Origin of the sequence: Nesterenkonia sp. DZ6 (assembly GCF_022565835.1) — a bacterium.
Lineage (GTDB): Bacteria > Actinomycetota > Actinomycetes > Actinomycetales > Micrococcaceae > Nesterenkonia.
Genome location: NZ_JAJOYW010000003.1, coordinates 289390 through 311148 on the forward strand (window position 1 = coordinate 289390; position 21759 = coordinate 311148).

Below are 21759 nucleotides of genomic sequence, written 5' to 3' on the forward strand. Positions count from 1 at the left end.
ATGGGCCACATCTCCTGTGCATCACATCACAGCGGCAGGCAGAAGTCCAAGACCGCCTCTTCGCAGTGCGGACCTCCGCCGGACCCCGGCATATCGACCCCCAGACACGACGACGGCGCCCGCCCGCCTCGCGCACGGTGTGATCCGTGGTGAGGTGAGCAGGCGCCGTCGCGCGCTGTGGCTGAGCTGAGCAGAAGGTCAGCTGTTGCGCAGATCAGGCGTTGTCGTCCTCGAGGATCAGCGGGTAGACGCCGTTCTCGTCGTGGACCTCGCGGCCGGTGACCGGGGGGTTGAAGACGCAGACCACGCGGATCTCCTCCTCCACCTCCACGCGGTGCTTCTCCTGGCCGTCGAGCATGTAGAGGAAGCCATCGGTGATGGTGTACTTCTCTCCGGTCTCCAGATCGGTCAACGTGCCCTTGCCGCCCACGCAGTACACGGCTTCCACGTGGTTGGCATACCAGAACTCATTGGTGGTGCCGGCGTAGAGGGTGGTCTCATGCAGCGAGAAGCCGACCTTCTCCTTGGCCAGCACCATGCGCCGGGAACGCCAGTTCTCCTGCTGGATGTCACGGTCGGTGCCGTTGAGGGCGTTGATGTTCAAGGTGTACACGCAGATCTCCGATCAGTGGCTGCTCTATTGCGGGGACGAAGGGTTCTACCGGGGTGCTCGCAGGCGGGAGGGCTCTCCGAGGTTCCCGGTGGCCGCGAGGAGTGACTCCTCGATGATGCCCAGGCCCTTCTGCAGATCTTCGGACTCGATGTTCAACGCGGGCATCAGCTTGATGACCTCGTCCTGCGGTCCGGAGGTCTCCACCAGCAGATTACGCTTATACGCCTCGGCAGCGACCTTGCCGGCCGTGTCGGGGTTCGGGAAGTGGATGCCGGTGAGGAATCCGCGGCCGCGGATCGAGGAGCCCGGAACATGCTCCGCGATCCGCTTGAGTCCCTCGTTGAGCTCGGTGATGCGCTCCGCGAGCTGGTTCTGGAAGGTGTCATCGGCCCAGAAGAGCTCGAGTGCCCGTGCGGCGGTGACGAAGGCGAGGTTGTTGCCGCGGAAGGTGCCGTTGTGCTCGCCGCCCTCCCAGACATCAAGCTCGGGCTTGAACAGGGTCAGCGCCATGGCCAGGCCGTAGCCCGAGATCGACTTGGAGACGCAGACGATGTCCGGGTAGAGGCCGGCTTCCTCGAAGGAGAAGAAGCGGCCGGTGCGTCCACAGCCTGCCTGGACGTCATCGACGATGAGCAGGATCTTGTGCCGGCGCAGCAGATCGGCCAGTGACTTGAGCCAGTCGATCCGGGCGGCGTTGAGGCCGCCCTCGCCCTGGACGGTCTCAACGATCACCGCGGCGGGCTTGTCCACGCCGGAGCCGGAATCCTCGAGGATCTTCTCCAGCCACAGGAAGTCAGGCATGTCGCCGTCGAAGTAGTCGTCATAGGGGATCTTCGAGGAGTTCGTCAGCGGGATGCCGGCACCGCGGCGCTTCATCGAGTTGCCGGTCACCGAGAGCGCACCCAGGGTCATTCCATGGAAGGCGTTGGTGAAGGAGAGGATGTGCTGGCGGCCGGTGACCTTGCGGGCGAGCTTCAGCGCGGCCTCGACCGTGTTGGTGCCGGTGGGGCCGGGGAACATGACCTTGTAGTCCATGTTGCGCGGTTCCAGGATGATCCGTTCGAAGGTCTCCAGGAAGCGGCGCTTGGCCGGGGTCTTCATGTCCATGGAGTGGGTGACGCCGTCGTTGGCGACGTAGTCCACGATCAGATCGCGCAGCTCGGGGTGGTTGTGCCCGTAGTTCAGGGCGCCGGCTCCGGAGAAGAAGTCCAGGTAGCGGGTGCCGTCCTCGGTCCACTGGTAGGGGCCGGAGGCCTTGGCGAAGGTGGCGGGCCAGTTCATGCAGTAGCTGCGGACCTGGGATTCGCGTGTGTCAAAGATATCTGTAGGCATGGTGCTCATCTGTCCTTACGTTCCGGGGAAGTCGGGGTGGATATTCACTCAGCGCGACGGCGTGGCCGGCTTGGGCTGCGCAGCGAAGCGGGTGCACTCATCGGTGTGTGCGTGACCGGTCAGCTCAGTGGGGCCACGGTGTAGAGGTCCTCGGCGGCATGTACTTCTCCAGACTCGTCGGCTGAGGGGAAGACTGCTTCGGAGAACAATGCCGTGGTGGTGATCTCGGCGTTCTTGTCTCGCGCAAGACCGGTGAACAGCGCGATCGAGGCCGCGTTGTCGGAGGTGATGGTCGTCTCCAGCCGGTGCGGAGCGACCGAGTCTACGAGGGTGCCGAGCATCCGGGAGGCCAGTCGGCGTCCGCGGAAGCGGGAGTCGACGGCGACCTGCCAGATGAACAGGGTCTCTGGGTCGCTGGGGCGGCGGTATCCGGAGATGAATCCCGCGGGCTCTCCATCGACCTCGGCGATCACCGAGGTCTCGGCGAAGTCCCGCGCCCACAGGATGTAGGCGTAGGGGGTGTTCACATCCAGTACGCCGGTTCCGGCAGCGAGCCTCCACAGGGAGGTGCCGTCGGCCACGGAGGGCGTGCGGATCTCAACTCGTTCCGAGCCCGTGGAGGCATCGGCGGAGTTCTGGGCAGGGGTGTCTGCGGTATTAGCCATCGATCTCCACAGTAGTGAGCCAACATTGAGATTCAACCGAGAACTCCGCGAATACCGGGTGAAATCGCGGTTCAGAGTGCCCAGAAAAGTTTAGTCTCAGAGTTATGCGTAGCGTTGGATGCCATGTACGGCAAGGGCAGGAGGAGATCGGCCACTTCTTCGCAACGAAATACGACGAATGTAATCATTATGTGATTAATTTTAAGATTGCCTAAAGTTGAGGACGTGATGGGTCCCATGCTCAGCGCCTGGTGTGACGGTGCTCAGGTGAAGCTAAGGTTGCTGTGATGACTACGCAGAAGAAGAGCCGCCTCCCAGGTTTCGGATGGACGCTCCACGGTGACGGCAAGACGGTTCGACCCGGTGCGGTGGTGACCCCTGACGAGCGGCTGGGCTGGCTGCAGACCACCGGCGTGGGGATGCAGCATGTGGTGGCGATGTTCGGAGCCACCTTCCTGGTGCCGCTGATCACCGGCTTCCCGCCCTCGACCACGCTGTTCTTCTCCGGGGTCGGTACCGTACTGTTCCTGATCATCACGGCCGGTCGCATCCCCAGCTACCTCGGCTCCTCCTTCGCCTTCCTCGCTCCGGTCGGCGCCGCCACCGCGCAGTATGGGATGTCGGGTGCGCTCGGCGGGATCTTCCTGGCCGGGCTCGGACTGGTGGTGGTCGGCCTCATCGTCCACTTCGCCGGCAGCCACTGGATCCAGCGAGTGATGCCCCCGGTGGTCACCGGCGCGATCGTGGCGCTGATCGGGCTGAATCTCGCCCCGGCTGCCTGGAACAACGTCAACGAGGCCCCGGTCACCGCCACGATCACGATCGTGTCCATGCTGCTGGCCGGAGTGCTCTTCCGCGGTCTTCTCGGGCGGCTCTCCATCCTGGTCGGCGTGGTCGTCGGCTATGTCGTGGCCGTGCTGCGCGGCGAGGTGGACTTCTCCGGCATCGGCTCCGCCGGCTGGTTCGGACTGCCCGAGTTCACCACCCCGACCTTCCACATCGGCGTGCTGGGCCTGTTCATCCCGGTGGTGCTGGTGCTGGTGGCCGAGAACGTCGGGCACGTGAAGTCGGTGGCCCTGATGACCAAGCGGGACCTCGATCCGGTCACCGGGCGCGCGCTGATGGCCGACGGTGCTGCGACCATGCTGGCCGGCACCGGCGGCGGCTCCGGCACCACGACCTACGCCGAGAACATCGGCGTGATGGCCTCCTCGCGGGTCTACTCCACCGCCGCCTACTGGGTGGCCGGTCTCTTCGCGATCGCGCTGGCCCTGCTGCCGAAGTTCGGCGCCCTCATCGCCACCGTGCCGGTCGGTGTGCTCGGCGGTGCCGGCACCGTTCTCTACGGCATGATCGGGGTGCTCGGGGTGCGCATCTGGGTGCAGAATCGTGTTGACTTCGCCAACCCGATCAACCTCGCCGTCGCAGGCGTGCCGCTGATCATCGCGATCGCGAACTTCACCATGGTCTTCGGCGAGATCGTCTTCGAGGGCATCGCCCTGGGCAGCTTCGCGGCCCTGGCGATCCACCACGTGATGAGCGCGATCGCCCGCTGGCGCGGCACTGACGTCGGCTTCGCCACGGACGACGACGACGCCCTGGCCACCCCTTTCAATGCCGATGACCTGGCCGCCCAGGAAGCGGATCACGTGCCTGCGGCTGAGCCGGATCGCCGCAAGCCATAGGTTGCGGTGCGGCATCGGTTCACTGGGAGTTCCCTGGAAAATGCCTAATCAGGGTGACAGTGCCCAGTGTGGTCGGTAGCGTGACAAGAGAATTGTCCGCCGACGAAAGGAATCACCTATGGGACTCGATGACAAGGCCAGCAACAAGACCGAAAAAGCCACCGGCTCCGCCAAGGAAGGCTTCGGCAAACTGACCGGCGATCGCGAGGCCGAGGCGGAGGGCAAGGGCCAGAAGAACCAGGCGAAGGCGAAAGATGTCGCTCAGGACGCGAAGGACAGCGTCAAGGGCTTTGCTGAAGGTCTGAAGAAGGACAACTGAATCTGACCTCTCTGAGGCTCCGCTCACCGCGGAGCGCAGGTGAGAGATTCCCGGCGCCGGGTTCGAGAAATCGGACCCGGCGTTGTTGTGTGTTCTGCCGTTCTCCGGCGGACCCTGGGCGCAGCTCCTGGCCGCTCAGGCCTGCGTCATGGTGGCGGCCAGAGCGAGCAGCTGCTCCTCTGACCCGGTGCGTCCGATCAGCTGGATCGACCAGCTCAGACCCTCGGCGTCGGTATGGGTCGGGACATTGATCGCCGGCAGGCCCATCACGTTGACCACCGAGCTGTAGGGAGTGAAGCGGCACTGTTCCCGGTAGTTCTCCTCGGGGGTCAGGCTCGCGAACCACCCGATCTCCGGCGGGGCGTAGGCCAGCATCGGTGTGGCCAGGACATCCCAGGGGCCCATGAAGGCCTCGGGGTCGTCCGCGAAGTCCTCCAGCGCGGCGATCGACTCGCGGGTCTGCTGTTCCGGGCGGCTCTTCGCGAGTTCGATGAAATAACGGGTCAGCGGGGCCATGGCGGCGAGCTGCTCGGCGGGCGGATCCAGTTCGCCGAGCGGGGTGGTCCACAGGGCCTGGAAATGCCGGTGGTAATCGGGGGGCCAGAACGCCTCCGCACCGGTGCAGTGGCTGCTGCCCTGCAGGATGTGACCGCGCTGTTCCAGCAGCGAGAGCCCCTGTTCCAGGGCCAGGACTGCCGATTCCGCCAGGACGATGTCCAGCTCCGGGGAGAACGGCGATTCCGTGATCACCCCGATGCTCAGCTGGTCCATCCCCTGGTGCAGCGCCTGCCGCACCCGGCGCAGCGCGGGCCCTGCCGGGAGGTCCTCGGGGGCAGGACCTGGGCGAAAACGGTGACCGGCCATCACGTCGAAGAGCAGGGCGGCGTCCTCCGCGGTGCGGGCGATCGGTCCAGCCACCGCCAGGTTGCGCACACTGCTGCGCTGTTCGTCATCGGGGAGCCGTCCACGCCCTGGCTTCAGCCCGATCAGACCGCAGGCCGCCGCCGGGATGCGCACCGAGCCGCCGCCGTCGCTGCCGGGCGCCAGCGGAAGCATGCCTGCCGCCACGGCGGCGGCTCCACCTCCGGTGGATCCTCCCGCGGTGCGCTCCGGCGCCAGGGGATTCCGGGCCGCTGGTGCGAGCTCGTTCTCCGAGTAGCAGGGCAGCCCGAACTCGGGGACCTGCGTCTTGCCGATGCTGATCATCCCCGACATGTGGACGCGGCGTGCGAGTGGGTCGTCGTGGGCCGGGATGCTGGCGGGAAGTGCGGCCGTGCCGCGGGTGGTGGGCATTCCCGCCACGTCGACCAGATCTTTGAAGGCGGTGGGCATTCCCAGCAGCGGCGCGCGCGCTGCGAGTTCCTGCATGGCGGCGCTTCGTGCGGCACCGGTGCGGGAATCGAGCACGGCGCGGCGGACCTGGTCGATCTCAGCCGCTCGCAGCAGAGCCGACTCGGGGTCGAGGTGGATGAAGGCGCCGAGCTCGGCCTGGGCTGTGGCGGCGGTGACCGCGGTGGTGGTCAGCTCCACCGCAGAGATCTCACCGGCGACGAAGTCGTGGCGCCACTGCACGGCGCTGGCGGCGCGAAAGTCGACCAGCGGAGACGATTGGCTTGTGGAGGGTGCCGGGGCGAGTGGGGCAGGATCAGCGGGATGCACCATGGGCTCACTCTATGTGGACTGAACTGGGCAGGCGATAGTCTTGACAGCGCACCAGACCTGTTTGTTCCGCTCTGAAGGAGGCCGCAGATGGCAGATTTCGAGACCGTCCGCGCCGCAGACGTCCCCGCCGACGCCGCCCTGCTGGATGTGCGGGAGGGCTACGAGTTCGCCGAGGGGCACGCCCCGGGGGCTCTGCACATTCCAGTCGACGAGATCCCCGGACGGTTCGAGGCTGAGCTCGATCCGGACGAGGACTACTACGTCATCTGCCGCACCGGTGGTCGCTCGGTGCGGATCACCGCCTGGCTGACCTCTCAGGGCTACTCCGCAGTCTTCGTCGCCGATGGCATGGGCGGCTGGCTCGAGGCCGGGCGTCCGATGAGGTCCTCCACCGGGGAAGCACCCAAGGTCCGATGAATACCTCTACGAACCCCTCTGCGCAGTCTCAGGCCAGTGCTCCGAGGTACTCCTTCCTCGGGCCCGCCGGCACCTTCACCGAGGCCGCGCTGCTGCAGGTGCCCGGCTCGGACCACGCCGCGCGAGTGCCGGCCGGCTCGGTGCTGACCGCGCTGAACATGGTTGAATCCGGCGAGGTCGACGCCGCCATGGTCCCGATCGAGAATTCAGTGGAGGGTGGGGTCACTGCGACCCTGGATGCCATCTCGGTGAGGCATCAGCTGCACATCCTGCGCGAGGAGCTGGTGAAGATCAGCTTCGTGCTGGCCTCCGCGGCCCCGCTGCCCCTGGAGCAGATCCGCACCGTGGCCACCCACACCCATGGGTGGGCCCAGGTGCGCCGCTGGGCCGAGTCCGCAATCCCGGGTGCGGAGTTCGTCCCAGCCTCCTCCACCGCAGCGGCGGCCCGTGGGCTGCAGGCAGACGCACCCCTGGCCGACGCGGCGGTCTGTTCCCCGCTGGTGGCCGAGCAGCTCGGCCTGAACGTGCTGCAGCGCGGCATCGAAGACGTGACCGGTGCGGTGACCAGGTTCGTGCTGGTCTCCCGGCCCGGGGTCACCCCGCCGATGACAGGGGCGGACAAGACGACGATCATGATTCCGCTGCCGCAGGACCGGGCAGGAGCCCTGATGGAGCTGCTCGAGCACTTCGCGACCCGCGGGGTCAACCTCTGCCGCATCGAATCCCGACCCACCGGCGATGGTCTTGGGCAGTATTACTTCTCCATCGACCTCGAGGGTCATATCGACGAGGCGCGCGTGGCAGATGCGCTCGCCGGGATCCACCGGATCGCCCCGGGGATCCGGTTCCTGGGCTCCTACCCCCGAGCCGATCGCAAGCCCCAGCAGACCACGGCGGAAGTCTCCGACGAAGCCTTCACCGCCGCCTCCGCGTGGATCAGCTCGCTGAGACACGCGTAAGAGAACCCGGCGCGGGCCCCGCGCTCGGCGAAGCCGAGGGTGGGAGCCGGGTGAACGGGATCAGCTCGCTTGCACCACGCGTAAGAGAACCCGGCGCGGGCCCCGCGCTCGGCGAAGCCGGTCTGATCAGCCCCCCTGGGGCTCCTTGGTGATCCGACCCTCGGTGAGCCTCGGCTGCTCAGCATGATCGCTGGCCTGGTCCGCCTCGGAGTCTTCGTGCGCGGCCTCGATGTCTTGGATGCCCCGGACGGAGACGCCGTTGACCACCAAGGCACGCGGGCGGACCCGTGCTGAGACGCTGATGACCTCGCCCATGGCGTCGCCGTCGATCTGGAACGGCATCGGCTCGGCCATCGTGATCTTCACGCGCTTGGCCTGGCGCACGGTCATCACGGGGATGTCGGCGGCGAAGCGGGTCACGGTCTTGGCCATGATCCTCGCCCAGTCCCACGCGTGGCGGGGGGTGAAGAGCACCGCATCCATGTGTCCGTCGTCGAACTTCGCCGAGGGCACCAGCAGCATGTTGGCCTGCAGCGAGCCGCAGTTGGCGAGCAGGACCGAGCGCACCCGGTAGGCCTGTGCGGCGCCGTCGTCGATGGAGACAGAGATGGCGGAGCGGGAGCCCATGATGTGGCGCAGCCCGGCCTCGCCGTAGGCGAGCCAGCCGGCGCGCTGCTTCAGGGCGTCCCGAGTGTCTCCCATGACCTCAGCGTCGAGACCGCCACCGGCGATGACCAGCGAGTTCTCCTCGTCGGTGCGCCCGTCCGGTCGTTCAAGGCTCAGATCAAGGGTGTCCACACGGTGACTGCGGCCGTGGATGGCCTCATCCACGCAGGCCCGGAGGTCCTGGAACGGCAGCCCGATATTGCGGGCGAAGAGATTTCCGGTGCCCAGCGGCACGATGCCCAGCGCCGTCTGGGTGCCGACGATCTCGGCGGCCACAGCGCGCACGGTGCCATCCCCTCCGGCCGCGATGACGGTGACGGCGCCGGCCTCCAGTGCCCGCCGGGTCATCTCATGGCCGGGGTCCTCCGCGCTGGATGCCATCACCAGGGGTGCTGGCATTCCCGCCCGGGAACAGGCGGAGTGGATCTGGCGCACGACGTCGTCGGCGGGGTCCTTGGTGGGGTTCACGACCACCGCCACCAGTCGCCCGGGGCCATCGGCAGTCACCGAGGGGTGAACCGCAGGCTTGCTTTCGAGCTCCTGGGTGAGTTCGGCCGTGCTCCGGCGCAGCCGGTGGTGGGCGATGCCCAGCCAGACCACGGCGACGAGCAGGATCGCAGCAAGAGCGAGCGTGGACCAGAGGAGGGCGCTGAGCGTGGCGGTAGTCATCATCTTCAGTCTACTGCGGCCGGTTCCAGGGGGAACCGGTGCTGTCCGGAGTCATCTTCACCCTCGGCGGGGGGCGGCTGATCGATGAGCTCCCCAGGGGCGCCGGTGGCGATAAGCTGGGGGCGTGATCGACATCAAGGACCTCATCGAGAATCCCGAGAAGTACCGGGCCAGCCAGCGCGCACGTCAGGCGGACGAGTCCGCAGTGGACTCGCTCATCGCCGCGCAGCAGACACGCAGCGCCGCCATCACGCGCTTCGAGACGCTGCGCGCGGAGCAGAAGTCCTTCGGCAAGAAGGTCGCACAGGCCGCCGGGGAGGAGAAGCAGCAGCTCCTCGCCGAGGTCAAGGACCTCTCGAACCAGGTGAAGGCCGCCGAGGCAGAATCCCAGGGCGCCGCGGAGCAGCTGCGCCGCCTTCAGGCCGCCTTCCCCAACCTCATCCACGAAGGGGTCCCCGCCGGCGGCGAGGAGGACTTCATCGTGCTGCGCGAAGAGGGTGCCGCCCGCGACTTCGCCGCGGAGGGCTTCACGCCCAAGGATCACCTCGAACTCGCCGAGTCCTTCGCCGCGCTGGACATGGAGCGCGGAGCCAAGGTCTCCGGGTCACGGTTCTACTTCCTCAAGGGCATCGGTGCACGCCTGGAGCTTGCCATGATGCAGATGGGCATGGACCAGGCGATCGAAGCCGGCTTCACCCCGATGATCACCCCCACCCTGGTGCGCCCGGAGACCATGGCCGGCACCGGCTTCGATGTGGAGCACGACGACGAGATCTACCGGCTCGAGCGCGACGACCTCTACCTGGTGGGCACCTCCGAGGTGGCCATCGCCGGGTATCACTCCGATGAGATCCTCGACCTCGCGAAGGGGCCGGAACGGATCGCCGGATGGTCCACCTGCTACCGCCGCGAAGCCGGCTCCCACGGCCGCGACACCCGCGGGATCCTGCGCGTGCACCAGTTCAACAAGCTGGAGATGTTCACCTTCTGCACCGCCGAGCAGTCCGCCGCCGAGCACGCCAAGCTGCTGGCCTGGGAGGAACAGATGCTGCAGAAGATGGAGCTGCCCTACCGGGTGGTCGACATCGCGGCCGGAGACCTCGGCCTCTCAGCCGCCCGCAAGTACGACTGCGAGGCGTGGGTGCCCTCGCAGCAGACCTACCGCGAGCTGACCTCTACCTCGGACTGCACCACCTTCCAGGCGCGCCGGCTCAACATCCGCGAGCGCACGCTCAAGGAAGACGGCTCCAAGGGGCCGACGACGCCGCTGGCCACGCTGAACGGGACCCTGGCCACCACGCGGTGGCTGGTGGCCATCCTGGAGAACCACCAGCAGGCCGACGGCACCGTCCGGGTCCCTGCCGCGCTGCGCCCATACCTCGGCGGCCTGGAGGTCATCGAGCCGGTGGTGTGACCGAACTCGACTGAGGATAGGCTCGTCTGCCTAGCCAGCGCTTTTCTGAATCATTAGTATCAAGAGGGTCGGCGCCGAACAGCGCCAATTGCCTCAACAGCACAAGGAGTGTCACATGACTCAGAAGTACTCCGACTACACCGCGCCAGGTCTGGCGCAGGAGAACGGTCACGAGATCGCCGGTCTGCTGCAGAACCGCCTCTACGCCCTGAACGACCTCCACCTTGTGCTCAAGCACGTGCACTGGAACGTCGTGGGCCCGAACTTCATCGCCATCCACGAGATGCTCGACCCGCAGACCGAGGTCGTCCGAGGCTTCGCCGATGAGGTGGCAGAGCGCATCGCCACCCTCGGCGGGTCCCCCTCGGGCCTCAGCGGCGAGCTGGTCACCAAGCGCAGCTGGGAGGACTACCCGCTGTTCAAGGCCGATGGTGCCTCGCACCTGGCCGAGCTGGAGAAGGTCTACGACGGCGTCATCGGCGATCACCGCGATGTGCTCAACAAGGTCGGCGAGCTCGACCCGATCACCGAGGATCTTCTCGTCGGACAGGTCAAGGAGCTCGAGCTGTTCCAGTGGTTCATCCGCTCCCACCTGGACAAGGCAGGCGCAGCCTCCTGATCGACTGAGCCTGAGCTCCCTCGAAGAGCCCCCGTCAGCACCTCTCCGGTGCCGACGGGGGCTCTTCTGCGTCAGCCCACCGACTGACACCTGGACGCTTCAGCTCAAGGGGGTCTGGCCACCCGTGAATTTAACGTGCGGGCTCAGACCCCTGGTGGCCGAGGCAAGGGGCCTGTGAAGTCGCCGAAGACAGTGGTCATCCGTGTTGCGCGACTGTGACAGCGGTCATGTGGTGTGTCTTGACACACACCCAGGGCCTATTTAGTCTTACGGCAAGACGAAATCCAGATCACAGTCTGAACCAGGCCCGTTCTGGCTTCAGGACCGGATCTGGTTCGGACTTTGGCGCTGTACTGCTGAGTCACCCGTCCGGCCGATCCGGAGTGCTGGGGAGACCTTGGCGAGGTACCGGTACAGAGCTGGGGCTCGCACTGATGAGAAAGGACGCAACGATGCGCAGAACAACTCGAGTGGCCGCTGCAGGCCTCGGAGTGACATCCCTCCTGGCGCTCTCGGCCTGTGGCGGCGACGACAACGGCGGTGGTGGCGGCGATGCCGATGCTGACGCATGGATTCTCACCGGCGGCGGCTGGCCGGCCATCCAGGAGGACTTCGACCGCTGGAACGAAGCGAACGAAGATGCTCAGATCGACACCGAAGCCATCGAGAACGACTCCTATAAGGGTCAGATCCGTACGGCGGTCGGCTCCGGCGAGGCGCCCACGCTGATCATGTCCTGGACCGGCGGCGCGCTGCTGGAATACGCCGAGGAAGAGCGCATCGTCGACCTCAGCGAGCACACCGGCGAGCTGGAGTCCCGGGTCTTCGATTCGGTCTGGCAGAACGGTCAGGTCGACGACAGCACCTATGCGGTGCCGCTCAACGACGTGCAGCCAGTGGTCATGTATTACAACCAGTCAGTCTTCGATGAGGCAGGCGTGGAGATCCCTGAGACCTGGGAAGACGTCGAAGCCGCCATCGACACCTTCAACGAGAACGACGTCGCTCCCTTCTCGCTGGCCGGCGGCTCCGTCTGGCCGGCACTGATGTGGCTGCAGTACCTCACCGATCGCCACGGCGGCGAAGAGGTCTTCCAGGCCGTGGTCGAGGGTGAAGAGGGTGCATGGGACAACGAGTCCATCCTCTTCGCGCTCGAGACCATGCAGGACCTGGGTGAGAACGGCGGCTTCATCGACACCTACAACTCGGTGACCGCTGACCAGAACGAGGACGCCCAGCTGCTGGCCGATGGACAGGCCGCGATGCTGCTGCAGGGCTCCTGGGTCTATTCCACGATCCATCAGGACTTCCCGGAGTTCGCGGAGTCCGGTGACTTCGGCTTCACCTCCTTCCCAACTCTGGAGGACGGCGCCGGTGATCCCTCGAACATCGTGGGCAACCCCGCCAACTTCTGGTCGGTCTCTGCTGACGCCTCGGAGGAGGAGCAGCAGATCGCCTTCGACTACATCAGCGAGAACCTCTACAACGAGGAGACCGTGACCTCCATGCTGGAAGCCGGTTCGCTGCCGCCGCTGTCCGACATCGAGGATCAGATCGCGGAGACCGATGACGCGGACTTCCTCGAGTTCTCCAGCGGGCTGGTGGGCGAAGCCAATCACTTCCAGCTCTCCTGGGATCAGGCAGTCGCTCCTGAGGTGGCCCAGCCGCTGACGGACAACCTGTCACAGATCCTCCGCGGGGACATGACCCCCGAGCAGTTCGTCGAAGCGATGAACTCGCTCTGATGTACCCCCACAATCGGTTCGGGGCGGCTCCATCAGCCGCCCCGGACCGATTGCCCTGCACCGACAACAGGAATCTGAATCGAGCTCATGACTGAAACCGCTGCTCGAAGCAGGACGACCGGGTTGGGCCATAAGGGACCTTCATTCCTGATGGCGCTGCCGGCTGTTCTGTTCTTCGGAATATTCGCACTGATACCGCTCTTCGGGGTGGTCGTGATCTCCTTCATGGAGTGGAACGTTCTGGGCTCGCCCACCTGGGTGGGTCTGAGCAACTGGCAGGCGGTGCTCTTCGACCGGCCCTTCACCTGGACCGCTCTGGGCCTGACCATCACCTTCGTCATCGGCTCCTACCTCTTCCAGGCCCCCGTGGCCCTGCTGCTCGGCGTCTTCATGGCAGGACAGCAGCGCTACCGCGCGCTGCTCGCGGTCCTGTACTTCCTGCCGCTGCTGTTCTCCTCAGTGGCCGTGGGCCTGACCTTTCAGTCGCTGTTCTCCCCGAACTACGGCCTCTCCGCAGCCCTGCCCTTCGACTGGCTGCCCAATGACTGGTTGGCGAACTCCGACCTGGTCATGTGGGTGATGATCTTCGTGGTCGGCTGGTGCTTCGTGCCCTTCCATGGTCTGCTCTACCAGGCCGGGGTGCGCCAGATTCCCCAGTCCATGTATGAGGCCGCCACCATCGACGGCGCCGGCCGGGTGCGGCAGTTCTTCTCGATCACGATCCCGCAGCTGCGCTACACGATCATCACCTCTTCGACGCTGATGCTGGTCGGTTCACTGACCTACTTCGACCTGATCTTCGTGCTCACCGGCGGCCAGCCCGCCAACGCGGTGCGGATCCTGCCGCTGGACATGTACGTGACCGGCTTCAGCTCATACAACCTCGGCTACGCCTCGGTCATCGCGGTGATCTTGGTAGCCATCGGACTGACTCTCTCCTTGGCGCTGAACATCATCTCCGGTTCATCCAAGATGGAGAGCGACAAGGCAGGCGCATGATGACTCCCACCGCAAGCACCCAATCCGCGACCCCCGACGCCGGCATGGCCCTCGCCCCCGAGGTGCCCGGCTTCGAGCGCCGCGACGTGAAGCAGAACAAGGTCCGCCGCACCGGCGCCCCGGGAGAGAAGCCGAACATCCTCGGCGGCCTCGGCGGCTGGCTCTGGCTGGCCATCATCATCCTGCCGATCTACTACATCGTCATCACCTCGTTCCGCACCAGCGAGGATCTGCGCTCGTCCAACCAGCTGCTGCCCACCACGAATCCCACGATCGCCCCCTTCATTCGGGTGATCCAGAACGACTTCTTCCATTACTTCACCAACTCGCTGATCGTGACGCTTTCGACGGTCGCCGTCGTGCTCGCCGTCTCAGTGATGGCGGCCTACTACATCGCTCGGTCCACCACCCTGGGCGGGAAGCGACTGTTTCAAATCATCCTGCTGGGCATCGCGATCCCGGTGCAGGCCACGATCATCCCGGTGTACTACCTGATCCAGCAGCTGGGGCTCTATGACACCCTCTGGGCGCTGATCCTGCCGCAGATCGCCTTCGCGATCCCGTTGAGCGTGCTGATCATCGTGAACTTCGTCCGCGACATCCCGATGGAGCTCTTCGAGTCGATGAAGGTCGACGGCGCCGGAGAGTGGAAGATCCTCACCGCGCTGGTGCTTCCCATGGCCAAGCCGGCCCTGATGACCGTGGGAATCTACCAGGCGCTGCAGGTCTGGAACGGCTTCCTGTTCCCGCTGGTGCTCACCCAGAGCAGCGACGTGCGGGTCCTGCCGCTCTCGCTGTGGGAGTACAGCGGCCAGTTCGGCATCGACGTGCCGGCCACCCTGGCCGCCGTCGTGCTCTCCGCGCTGCCGCTGCTGGTGGTCTACATGTTCGCCCGCCGCCACATCGTGGCCGGTCTGACCGCCGGCTTCGGCAAGTGACACTCGGCACCACGCATTGATCCCCTCGGCGAAGCTGCCGGTCCTTCTCGATCGGCAGCTTTGTTGTTCCTCGACTGACCGCGACAGCTGCGCTGCGCCGATATCCCTAGGAGTTCACACATGAGCAACCCCACGACCGAACGCATCACCGGCCCCTGGAACGACACCTCCCTCTCGGCGGCGACGCGCGCCGAGGCGCTGCTGGAAGAGATGACGCTGGAGGAGAAGGTATCCCAGCTCGGCTCGCACTGGGAGATGCGCGAGGACAAGGACGCCCAGGGTGAGGTCGCGCCGATGGAGGACGCCATGTCCTCGGGCAAGCTGCCCTTCGAGTCCGAGATCCTCGACGGCGAGGGGCACCTGACCCGCACCTACGGCACCGTCGCGCTCTCGGTGCCCGAAGGTGCCGCGGATCTGCGGCAGCGGCAGGCCGCAGTGGTCGCCGCAAACCGCTTCGGCATCCCCGCGATCGCCCACGAAGAGTGCCTCACCGGTTACACCGCCTATCAGGCCACGATCTACCCGACCTCACTCGCCTGGGGTGCGACCTTCGACCCGGAGCTCATCGAAGAGATGGCCGCCGCGATCGGCGCGGACATGGCCGCCACCGGCGTCCAGCAGGGGCTCTCCCCGGTGCTCGACGTCGTCCGCGACGCCCGCTGGGGCCGGGTGGAGGAGACCATCGGCGAGGACCCCTATGTGATCGGCACGCTGGCCACTGCCTACGTCAAGGGTCTGCAGGGGAGCGGGATCATCGCCACGCTCAAGCACTTCGCCGGCTACGCCGCTTCCCGGGCGGCCCGGAACCACGCCCCGGTGCACATGGGCAGACGTGAACTCATCGACATGATCTTCTACCCCTTCGAGCTCGCCGTGCGCGAGGGCAAGGTCGGCTCGGTGATGAACTCCTACGCCGACATCGACGGCGAAGCCCCGGCCGCCTCGCACTGGCTGCTCACCGAGGTGCTGCGCGAGCAGTGGGGCTTCGAAGGCACCGTGGTCGCCGACTACTGGTCGGTGGCGTTCCTGGAGAAGATGCACCACGTGGCAGCCGACCAGGCCGAGGCCGCGCGGCTGGCCATCTCCGCCGGGCTCGACGTGGAGCTGCCGCACACCAGCGGCTACCGCACGCTGGCTCAGCAGGTCCGCGACGGGCTGCTCGAGGAATCGATCCTGGACGCCTCGGTGCGCCGGGTGCTGCGACAGAAGGCCGAGCTCGGCCTGCTCGACCGCCGGACGCACGACGCCGACTGGGAGCCCAGCATCGATGAGTCGGTGAACCTGGACTCAGACAGCAACCGGGCCCTGGCTCGCACCGTGGCCGCGAAGTCCCTGGTGCTGTTGAAGAACGACGGCGTCCTGCCGGTCACCGCCGATTCTCTGGCCGGCAGGCGGATCGCCGTCGTCGGGCCCTCCGCCGACGAGCCGCGCACCATGATGGGCTGTTATTCCTTCCCCAACCACGTGCTGGCCAAGTACCCCGCCGGGACCTTCCCGCACAAGGGAATCGGCGTGCCGATGCCCTCGGTGCTGGAATCTCTGCGTGAGACCTACCCCCAGGCCGAGGTCACCTACAGCTATGGCTCCCCGATCGTGAGCTACGACGACTCCCAGATCGCCGCGGCCGCTGAATCCGCGGCCGCGGCAGACCTGGCCGTGGTGACCGTCGGCGACCTGGCCGGCATGTTCGGCGCCGGCACCTCAGGCGAAGGCTGCGATGTCGCAGACCTCAAGCTTCCGGGCGCCCAGCACGAGCTTGTCGAAGCCGTGCTGGCCACCGGCACTCCCGTGGTGCTGGTGGTCATCTCCGGCCGCCCCTACGCCCTGGGCGGCCTGGCGGAGCGCTGCGCGGCGATCGTGCAGGGCTTCTTCCCCGGAGAAGAAGGCGGCCCGGCCATCGTGGACCTGCTCAGCGGGGCCATCGAGCCCACCGGGCGGCTGCCGATCGGCGTGCCGGTCCACCCGGGTGGACAGCCCTCGGGCTACATCGCGGCCCCGCTCGGCCTCAACAGCCAGGGCGTGTCCAACCTCGATCCCACCCCGCTCTACCCCTTCGGCCACGGTCTCAGCTACACCACCGTGGAGTACTCGGATCTCCTCGTCTCAGGCGCACAGATCCCGGTCGACGGCACCGTGGAGGTCTCGATGACGCTCACCAACACCGGAGACCGGCCCACCGAGGAGGTGGCCCAGCTCTACTTCGGTGACCGGGTCGCCTCCGTGGCTCGTCCGGTGCGCCAGCTGCTCGGCTACGCCAAGGTGCAGATGGCTCCGGGGCAGAGCCGCACCGTGACCTTCGAGGTCCACGCCGACCGGTTCTCCTTCACCGGGGTGCACTACCGCCGGATCGTGGAGCCCGGGGCGATCGACCTCTACGCAGGTCCTTCGGTCGGGGAGCTGCCGTTGCAGGCCGAAGTCACGCTGATCGGGGACATCCGGGAGATCAACGGCCAGCGCGTGCTGACCACTCCGACACGCGTCAGCTAGGTCCACGCTCAGCTGGCCGGCGGCCGAGGCATCAGCGAGGGATGAGGGAAGCCCCCGGCGCATCAGCGTCGGGGGCTTCCCTCATCGGGGCTCTGGGGGAGGGGCGGCTCACCTCGTGCAGCCAGACGATGTGCCACGGGTCCGTGATCCGGATCAGGGTCGCTCGGCACGGAGCGAGCGCCTCAGTGCTTCTCGGCGATGAGCCCGCGGCGGGCGGCGTAAACCTGGCGGACCTCCGGGGTCGGGGTGGCGGTGATCGTCTGGGTCTCCACCGTGGACCAGGCTGGTGGCTTGGGCGCTCCGGAGAGCACCCAGGCGGCCTGACGGGCGGCGCCGTCGGCGACATACTCGCCGGGAGCCGGGACGCTGACCTCGCGGCCCAGGATCGCCGGGGCGATCTGCTGGACGGCCGCGGAGCGGGCAGCGCCGCCGATCAGCGTGATGGACTCCACCGGGACGCCCTGGGAGGTCATCGCCTCCAGGCCGTCGGCGAGGCCGCAGAGCAGGCCTTCCACGGCGGCGCGCGCGACGTCCTGCGGGTTCATCGAGGCCAGCGTGAGCCCGATGAAGGATCCGGTGGCGTAGGGGAGGTTCGGAGTGCGTTCCCCCTCGAGGTAGGGCACCAGGGTCAGCCCGTTGGCGCCGGGCTGTGCGGCCAGGGCGAGTTCCGCGAGCCCGGCGTGGTCCACACCGAGCATCTTCGCGGCGCCGTCGAGGACTCGCGATCCGTTGAGGGTGACCGCCAGCGGCAGAAACTCCCCGGTGGCGTCGGCGAAGCCGGTGACCATTCCGGAGGGGTCCTGGATGGGCTCCGGCGAGACCGCGGAGACCACGCCGGAGGTGCCGATGGAGAGCGCGACGTCGCCGGTGCTCATGCCCAGACCCAGGGCCGCGGCGGCGTTGTCCCCGGCGCCGGGGCCCAGCAGCAGGTGCTCCCAGCCGCGGGCTGGGTCCCCGGTGCCCACCTGCTCCCGCGGTCCGCATACGCGCGGCAGGATGATCTCCCGGGCGGCGTCCTCGGAGATCCGCAGGGCGCGGGCCAACAGGTCATAGCGGTAGCTGCCGGCGGCGGTGTCGAAGTAGCCGGTGCCGGAGGCGTCGGAGCGATCGGTGGCCAGGTCCGCCAGCTCGGTGGAGCCCGAGAGCTTCCAGGTCAACCAGTCGTGGGGGAGTGCGACGGCGGCCAAGCGGGCGGCGTTCTCCGGCTCCGCATCGACGAGCCAGCGCAGCTTGGTCACGGTCAGCGAGGCCACCGGCACCGAGCCGGTCATCGCTGTCCAGGCTGCGGCACCCTCGGTCCCGCCGCCGTATTCGGCGATCAGCTCGGCCGCGGCATCGGCTGAGCGCGTGTCGTTCCAGAGCAGCGCGTCCCGGATGACCTCGCCCTGGGCATCGAGGGCGACCATCCCGTGCTGCTGCCCGCCCACCGAGGCGGCGGCGACGTCGGCGAGCCCGCCGGCGGCCGCAATGGCGTCGATCAGCGCAGCCCACCAGGCGGCTGGGGCGACCTCGGTGCCCTCGGGGTGCTTCGCGGCGCCGGTGCGGACCAGCTCTCCGGTGTGCGCGTCACGGATGACGACCTTGCAGGACTGGGTGGAGGAATCGATACCGGCGACCAGAGTGGGCATGCGGTGTCCTTTCGTGACGCTCGCCCGGGCAGGCTGCCGGTCAGGGTCGGCCCTTGGCGCTGGCGGGGGAGCTGGCGTGGGGGATGGTCTGGGGTCGTTTCTCGAGGGTCCCACAGCGGTGGCCGGCCGCTCCAGTGTCCTGATGCGACCGGCCACGCGGTGAAGCTCAGCTGTTCGGCCGAGGCCCGGCCGAACTGGTGAGGATCAGCCGATCAGGTGTTTCATGGCCAGCTGGTTGAGATTCACGAAGCCGTAGTTTCGCTCGGCTGCCTTGTCCACGTCGAACTTCTCGTAGCTGGAGGTGTCGGCGAGGAAGTCGGTGAGCGACTCGCCGGCGGCCAGGGTGGACTCGCCGAGCTCGTAGACGCCTGAGTCCTTCAACGCAGCCTGGACCTCGGGGTCCGCACGGAAGGCCTTGGACTTGTCGGCGAGCATGGTGACCATCTCGACGTTGGCCTTGGCCGAGTCCCAGATGCCCTGCACGTAATCGGTGCGGGAGGGCTTGTAGTCGAAGTGCATCCAGCCGTCGTAGCTCGGTCCGCCGCCTGGGAAGCCGTTGACCAGCAGGTCGACGGTGAAGAACGCCGAGGCCAGTTCACCGTGGCCGAAGACCAGGTCCTGGTCATACTTGATGGAGCGCTGACCGTTGAGATCGATGTGGAAGAGCTTGCCCGCCCACAGCGCCTGCGCGATGCCGTGGGTGAAGTTCAGTCCGGCCATCTGTTCGTGACCGGTCTCCGGGTTCAGCCCGACGATGTCGCCGTGCTCGAGCTGGGCGATGAAGCCAAGCGCGTGACCGATGGTCGGCAGGAAGATGTCACCGCGTGGCTCGTTGGGCTTGGGCTCCAGTGCGATGCGCAGATCGTAGCCCTTGTCCTTGATGTAGCTGGCGATGGTGTCCACGCCCTCGGCGTAGCGCTCGTGGGCGGCGAAGAGATCCTTGGAGCCGTCGTACTCAGCGCCTTCACGGCCGCCCCACATCACGAAGGTCTCGGCGCCGAACTCCGCGGCGCGGTCGACGTTGCGCAGCAGCTTGCGCAGGCCGAAGCGGCGCACCGAGCGATCGTTGGAGGTGAGTCCGCCGTCCTTGAAGACCGGGTGGGAGAAGGTGTTGGTCGTCACCATCTCGACCTTCAGACCGACCTCGTCCGCCACCTCTTTGAACCGGGTGAAGTACTTCTCGCGCTCGGCGTCGTCGGTGCCGAAGGGGGCGACGTCGTCGTCGTGGAAGGTGACGCCGGACGCGCCGGCCTCCTTCAGCTTCGGCAGGTACTCCCAGGGCTCGAACGCAGGGCGGGAGGCCGAACCGAACTGGTCCTGCGCGGTCCATCCGACGGTCCAGAGACCGAAGGAAAGCTTGTAGTCAGATGCTGGCGTCGATGCCATGGGGGCCTCCTGCAAGGAAAAGGAATGGTTCCGGGTGCACCGGGAAAGCTGTGACCCGGCACTCATTTTGTTTCTAGATGTAACCTAAATCCTATTGGGGCTAAGATCAAGTCCGTGAACCGAGACACTCCCCGCAGGACGGCAGGACCGAGCCCCAGTACGGCGTTCGGCGTGACCTCGCGCGGCTCGCTCGCCCGGCTGGGCCGCAGCTCCGGAGACGACCACGGCGACTTCTCCCGCGCCCCGCGCGGAGACGGAGCGGCCAGCGACCAGTCCTCCCGCCCCGGCGCCCGCCAAGAGACGCTGCGCGAATCCAACCTGCTGCTGCTGACCGAAGAGATCTTCTCCGCCGTCGAGCCGCTCTCCCGGGCTGACCTGGCGATGCGCACCGGCATGACCCGCTCCACCGTCTCGCGGCTGGTCGATGACCTGCTCGCCGCCGGGATCATCCGCGAAGGCTCCCCGGCCGTCGGCGGGGGCTCCCGCGGCCGGCCGGCCGTGCCGCTGCACCCTGCGCGCGCGACCCTGGCCGGGCTCGGCGTGGAGATCAGCGTGGACTTCATGGCGGCCCGTGCGCTGGATCTGACCGGGGAGACCCTGGCCGAGGAGATCATCGACGGAGACTTCCGCGGCTCGGATCCAGAAGCCGTGCTGCCTCGGGCTGGTGCGATGGCGCTGCGGGTGGCCCAGCAGGCCACCGCCCGAGGCGCGCGCGTGGTGGGCACCGTCCTGGCACTGCCGGGCCTGATCGGCGCCGACGAGCATTCGCTGGTGCTGGCCCCGAACCTCGGATGGCGCGGCGTGGACGCCGTGCCGCTGCTGGTCGGTGAGCACCGTGACGCCTTTGGTGGATTCATCCATGCCGCGAACGAGGCCAAGCTCGCAGCGCTTGCGGTGGCGCAGGAGCTGGCCGCGGCTGATCAGCAGGAGCAGACCTTCCTCTACGTCTCCGCGCAGATGGGCATCGGGGCCGCCGTGGTCATCGAATCAGTGGTCGACGTCGGACAGCACGGCTGGGCCGGAGAGATCGGGCACATCTCGGTGGAACCGGAGGGGCCGCAGTGCGGCTGCGGAGCGCTGGGCTGCCTGGAGACCTACGCCGGGAAGCGTTCTCTGCTCGCGGCCGCCGGGATGGAGCGCACCGCCACCGCGCAGGACCTGGTGGAGCTCAGTCAGCGCGACGACGACGCCGGCCGGACCGCCTGCCAGGCCATCGACCGCGCCGGATGGGCGCTCGGCGTGGCGCTGGCCGGGGCGATGAACCTGCTCGACGTCCACGACATCGTGCTCGGCGGGGTCTACGGCCCGCTCGCGGACATGCTGCGTCCGCGCATCGGGAAGGAGCTCAACTCCCGGGTGCTCTCCGCGCAGTGGAGCACCTTCCGGGTGCGCACCGCCTCGAGCCAGTCGGCACCGGCGGCAACCGGCGGTGCGCTGCGCGCGATGCGCTGCGTGGTGGACGCGCCGCTGCAGTGGGTCCCCCAGCCCGGGTGAACCCAGCTTGCATGAACCGAGCCTGCATGACCCCGGGCAGCGTGTGCCCATGAGTGGAGCGC

18 protein-coding genes are annotated in these 21759 nt (G+C 67.2%); 11 read left to right on the plus strand and 7 right to left on the minus strand.

Features of this window, described 5'->3' with window-relative positions; translation table 11 throughout:
- Window positions 1-214: 214 nt before the first annotated feature.
- The 3 genes from LTH93_RS09885 to ectA form a co-directional block, all read right to left on the minus strand.
- Window positions 215-613, minus strand: a complete 399-nt coding sequence (locus LTH93_RS09885) for an ectoine synthase (protein ID WP_241465602.1) — start codon at window positions 611-613, stop codon at window positions 215-217.
- Window positions 614-658: 45 nt separating this feature from the next.
- A complete protein-coding gene (gene ectB / locus LTH93_RS09890) occupies window positions 659-1945 on the minus strand; it encodes a diaminobutyrate--2-oxoglutarate transaminase (protein ID WP_241465601.1) in 1287 nt (428 codons plus the stop codon).
- A 119-nt stretch (window positions 1946-2064) separates the two neighbouring features.
- On the minus strand, window positions 2065-2610 hold the full coding sequence (gene ectA / locus LTH93_RS09895) for a diaminobutyrate acetyltransferase (protein WP_241470859.1): 546 nt from the start codon (window positions 2608-2610) through the stop codon (window positions 2065-2067).
- 287 nt (window positions 2611-2897) lie between these two features.
- Here ectA and LTH93_RS09900 point away from each other — a divergent pair, with 287 nt between their 5' ends.
- Together LTH93_RS09900 and LTH93_RS09905 are read left to right on the plus strand one after the other, a co-directional pair.
- Window positions 2898-4295: a uracil-xanthine permease family protein gene (locus LTH93_RS09900; RefSeq protein ID WP_241470860.1), complete on the plus strand. Its 1398-nt coding sequence runs from the start codon at window positions 2898-2900 to the stop codon at window positions 4293-4295.
- A 118-nt stretch (window positions 4296-4413) separates the two neighbouring features.
- Window positions 4414-4614 carry a CsbD family protein gene (locus LTH93_RS09905; RefSeq protein WP_241465598.1) on the plus strand — a complete coding sequence of 67 codons (201 nt, stop codon included), beginning with the start codon at window positions 4414-4416 and terminating at the stop codon, window positions 4612-4614.
- A gap of 135 nt (window positions 4615-4749) precedes the next feature.
- On the opposite strand, the gene LTH93_RS09910 is transcribed toward LTH93_RS09905, so the two are convergent.
- Window positions 4750-6276, minus strand: a complete 1527-nt coding sequence (locus LTH93_RS09910; protein WP_241470861.1) for an amidase — start codon at window positions 6274-6276, stop codon at window positions 4750-4752.
- A gap of 87 nt (window positions 6277-6363) precedes the next feature.
- On the opposite strand from LTH93_RS09910, the gene LTH93_RS09915 reads away from it, so the two are divergent.
- Window positions 6364-6693, plus strand: coding sequence for a rhodanese-like domain-containing protein (locus tag LTH93_RS09915; protein ID WP_241465596.1), 330 nt, complete (start codon window positions 6364-6366; stop codon window positions 6691-6693).
- On the plus strand, window positions 6690-7652 hold the full coding sequence (gene pheA / locus LTH93_RS09920; protein WP_241465595.1) for a prephenate dehydratase: 963 nt from the start codon (window positions 6690-6692) through the stop codon (window positions 7650-7652). Before LTH93_RS09915 ends, pheA begins: the two co-directional genes overlap by 4 nt.
- A 126-nt stretch (window positions 7653-7778) precedes the next feature.
- Here pheA and LTH93_RS09925 read toward each other — a convergent pair whose 3' ends face one another.
- Entirely contained in the window at window positions 7779-8987 is a 1209-nt protein-coding gene (locus tag LTH93_RS09925) for a diacylglycerol/lipid kinase family protein (RefSeq protein WP_241465594.1), read from the minus strand.
- Window positions 8988-9111: 124 nt separating this feature from the next.
- Between LTH93_RS09925 and serS the strand changes: the two genes are divergently transcribed.
- The 6 genes from serS (at window position 9112) to LTH93_RS09955 (ending at window position 17189) form a co-directional block, all read left to right on the plus strand.
- Window positions 9112-10401, plus strand: a complete 1290-nt coding sequence (gene serS / locus LTH93_RS09930; RefSeq protein ID WP_241470862.1) for a serine--tRNA ligase — start codon at window positions 9112-9114, stop codon at window positions 10399-10401.
- A 115-nt stretch (window positions 10402-10516) separates the two neighbouring features.
- Window positions 10517-11020 carry a Dps family protein gene (locus LTH93_RS09935; RefSeq protein ID WP_241465592.1) on the plus strand — a complete coding sequence of 168 codons (504 nt, stop codon included), beginning with the start codon at window positions 10517-10519 and terminating at the stop codon, window positions 11018-11020.
- A 452-nt stretch (window positions 11021-11472) separates the two neighbouring features.
- Window positions 11473-12765 carry an extracellular solute-binding protein gene (locus LTH93_RS09940; protein ID WP_241470863.1) on the plus strand — a complete coding sequence of 431 codons (1293 nt, stop codon included), beginning with the start codon at window positions 11473-11475 and terminating at the stop codon, window positions 12763-12765.
- A gap of 87 nt (window positions 12766-12852) precedes the next feature.
- Window positions 12853-13764, plus strand: coding sequence for a carbohydrate ABC transporter permease (locus LTH93_RS09945; protein WP_241465590.1), 912 nt, complete (start codon window positions 12853-12855; stop codon window positions 13762-13764).
- Window positions 13761-14702, plus strand: a complete 942-nt coding sequence (locus LTH93_RS09950) for a carbohydrate ABC transporter permease (protein WP_241465589.1) — start codon at window positions 13761-13763, stop codon at window positions 14700-14702. Before LTH93_RS09945 ends, LTH93_RS09950 begins: the two co-directional genes overlap by 4 nt.
- Before the next feature lie 120 nt (window positions 14703-14822).
- Complete coding sequence (locus LTH93_RS09955) at window positions 14823-17189, plus strand: glycoside hydrolase family 3 N-terminal domain-containing protein (protein ID WP_241470864.1); 2367 nt, start codon at window positions 14823-14825, stop codon at window positions 17187-17189.
- Between the two features lie 182 nt (window positions 17190-17371).
- Here the strand turns inward: LTH93_RS09955 and xylB are convergent, their stop codons facing one another.
- Both xylB and xylA read right to left on the minus strand, forming a co-directional pair.
- Window positions 17372-18817 carry a xylulokinase gene (gene xylB / locus LTH93_RS09960; protein WP_241470865.1) on the minus strand — a complete coding sequence of 482 codons (1446 nt, stop codon included), beginning with the start codon at window positions 18815-18817 and terminating at the stop codon, window positions 17372-17374.
- A gap of 204 nt (window positions 18818-19021) precedes the next feature.
- Window positions 19022-20203 (minus strand): xylose isomerase, encoded by a 1182-nt coding sequence (gene xylA, locus LTH93_RS09965; protein ID WP_241465586.1) that lies wholly within the window; start codon window positions 20201-20203, stop codon window positions 19022-19024.
- A gap of 114 nt (window positions 20204-20317) precedes the next feature.
- On the opposite strand from xylA, the gene LTH93_RS09970 reads away from it, so the two are divergent.
- Window positions 20318-21697, plus strand: a complete 1380-nt coding sequence (locus LTH93_RS09970) for an ROK family protein (protein ID WP_241470866.1) — start codon at window positions 20318-20320, stop codon at window positions 21695-21697.
- Window positions 21698-21759 lie beyond the last annotated feature (62 nt).

What these genes read in the sequence shown, in the direction of transcription:
- ectB (WP_241465601.1), bottom strand. Translation starts at nt 1,945, where the DNA reads ATGCCTACAGATATCTTTGACACACGCGAATCCCAGGTCCGCAGCTAC.
- ectA (WP_241470859.1), bottom strand. Translation starts at nt 2,610, where the DNA reads ATGGCTAATACCGCAGACACCCCTGCCCAGAACTCCGCCGATGCCTCC.
- LTH93_RS09900 (WP_241470860.1), top strand. Translation starts at nt 2,898, where the DNA reads ATGACTACGCAGAAGAAGAGCCGCCTCCCAGGTTTCGGATGGACGCTC.
- LTH93_RS09905 (WP_241465598.1), top strand. Translation starts at nt 4,414, where the DNA reads ATGGGACTCGATGACAAGGCCAGCAACAAGACCGAAAAAGCCACCGGC.
- LTH93_RS09910 (WP_241470861.1), bottom strand. Translation starts at nt 6,276, where the DNA reads ATGGTGCATCCCGCTGATCCTGCCCCACTCGCCCCGGCACCCTCCACA.
- LTH93_RS09915 (WP_241465596.1), top strand. Translation starts at nt 6,364, where the DNA reads ATGGCAGATTTCGAGACCGTCCGCGCCGCAGACGTCCCCGCCGACGCC.
- pheA (WP_241465595.1), top strand. Translation starts at nt 6,690, where the DNA reads ATGAATACCTCTACGAACCCCTCTGCGCAGTCTCAGGCCAGTGCTCCG.
- LTH93_RS09925 (WP_241465594.1), bottom strand. Translation starts at nt 8,987, where the DNA reads ATGACTACCGCCACGCTCAGCGCCCTCCTCTGGTCCACGCTCGCTCTT.
- LTH93_RS09935 (WP_241465592.1), top strand. Translation starts at nt 10,517, where the DNA reads ATGACTCAGAAGTACTCCGACTACACCGCGCCAGGTCTGGCGCAGGAG.
- LTH93_RS09940 (WP_241470863.1), top strand. Translation starts at nt 11,473, where the DNA reads ATGCGCAGAACAACTCGAGTGGCCGCTGCAGGCCTCGGAGTGACATCC.
- LTH93_RS09945 (WP_241465590.1), top strand. Translation starts at nt 12,853, where the DNA reads ATGACTGAAACCGCTGCTCGAAGCAGGACGACCGGGTTGGGCCATAAG.
- LTH93_RS09950 (WP_241465589.1), top strand. Translation starts at nt 13,761, where the DNA reads ATGATGACTCCCACCGCAAGCACCCAATCCGCGACCCCCGACGCCGGC.
- LTH93_RS09955 (WP_241470864.1), top strand. Translation starts at nt 14,823, where the DNA reads ATGAGCAACCCCACGACCGAACGCATCACCGGCCCCTGGAACGACACC.
- xylB (WP_241470865.1), bottom strand. Translation starts at nt 18,817, where the DNA reads ATGCCCACTCTGGTCGCCGGTATCGATTCCTCCACCCAGTCCTGCAAG.
- xylA (WP_241465586.1), bottom strand. Translation starts at nt 20,203, where the DNA reads ATGGCATCGACGCCAGCATCTGACTACAAGCTTTCCTTCGGTCTCTGG.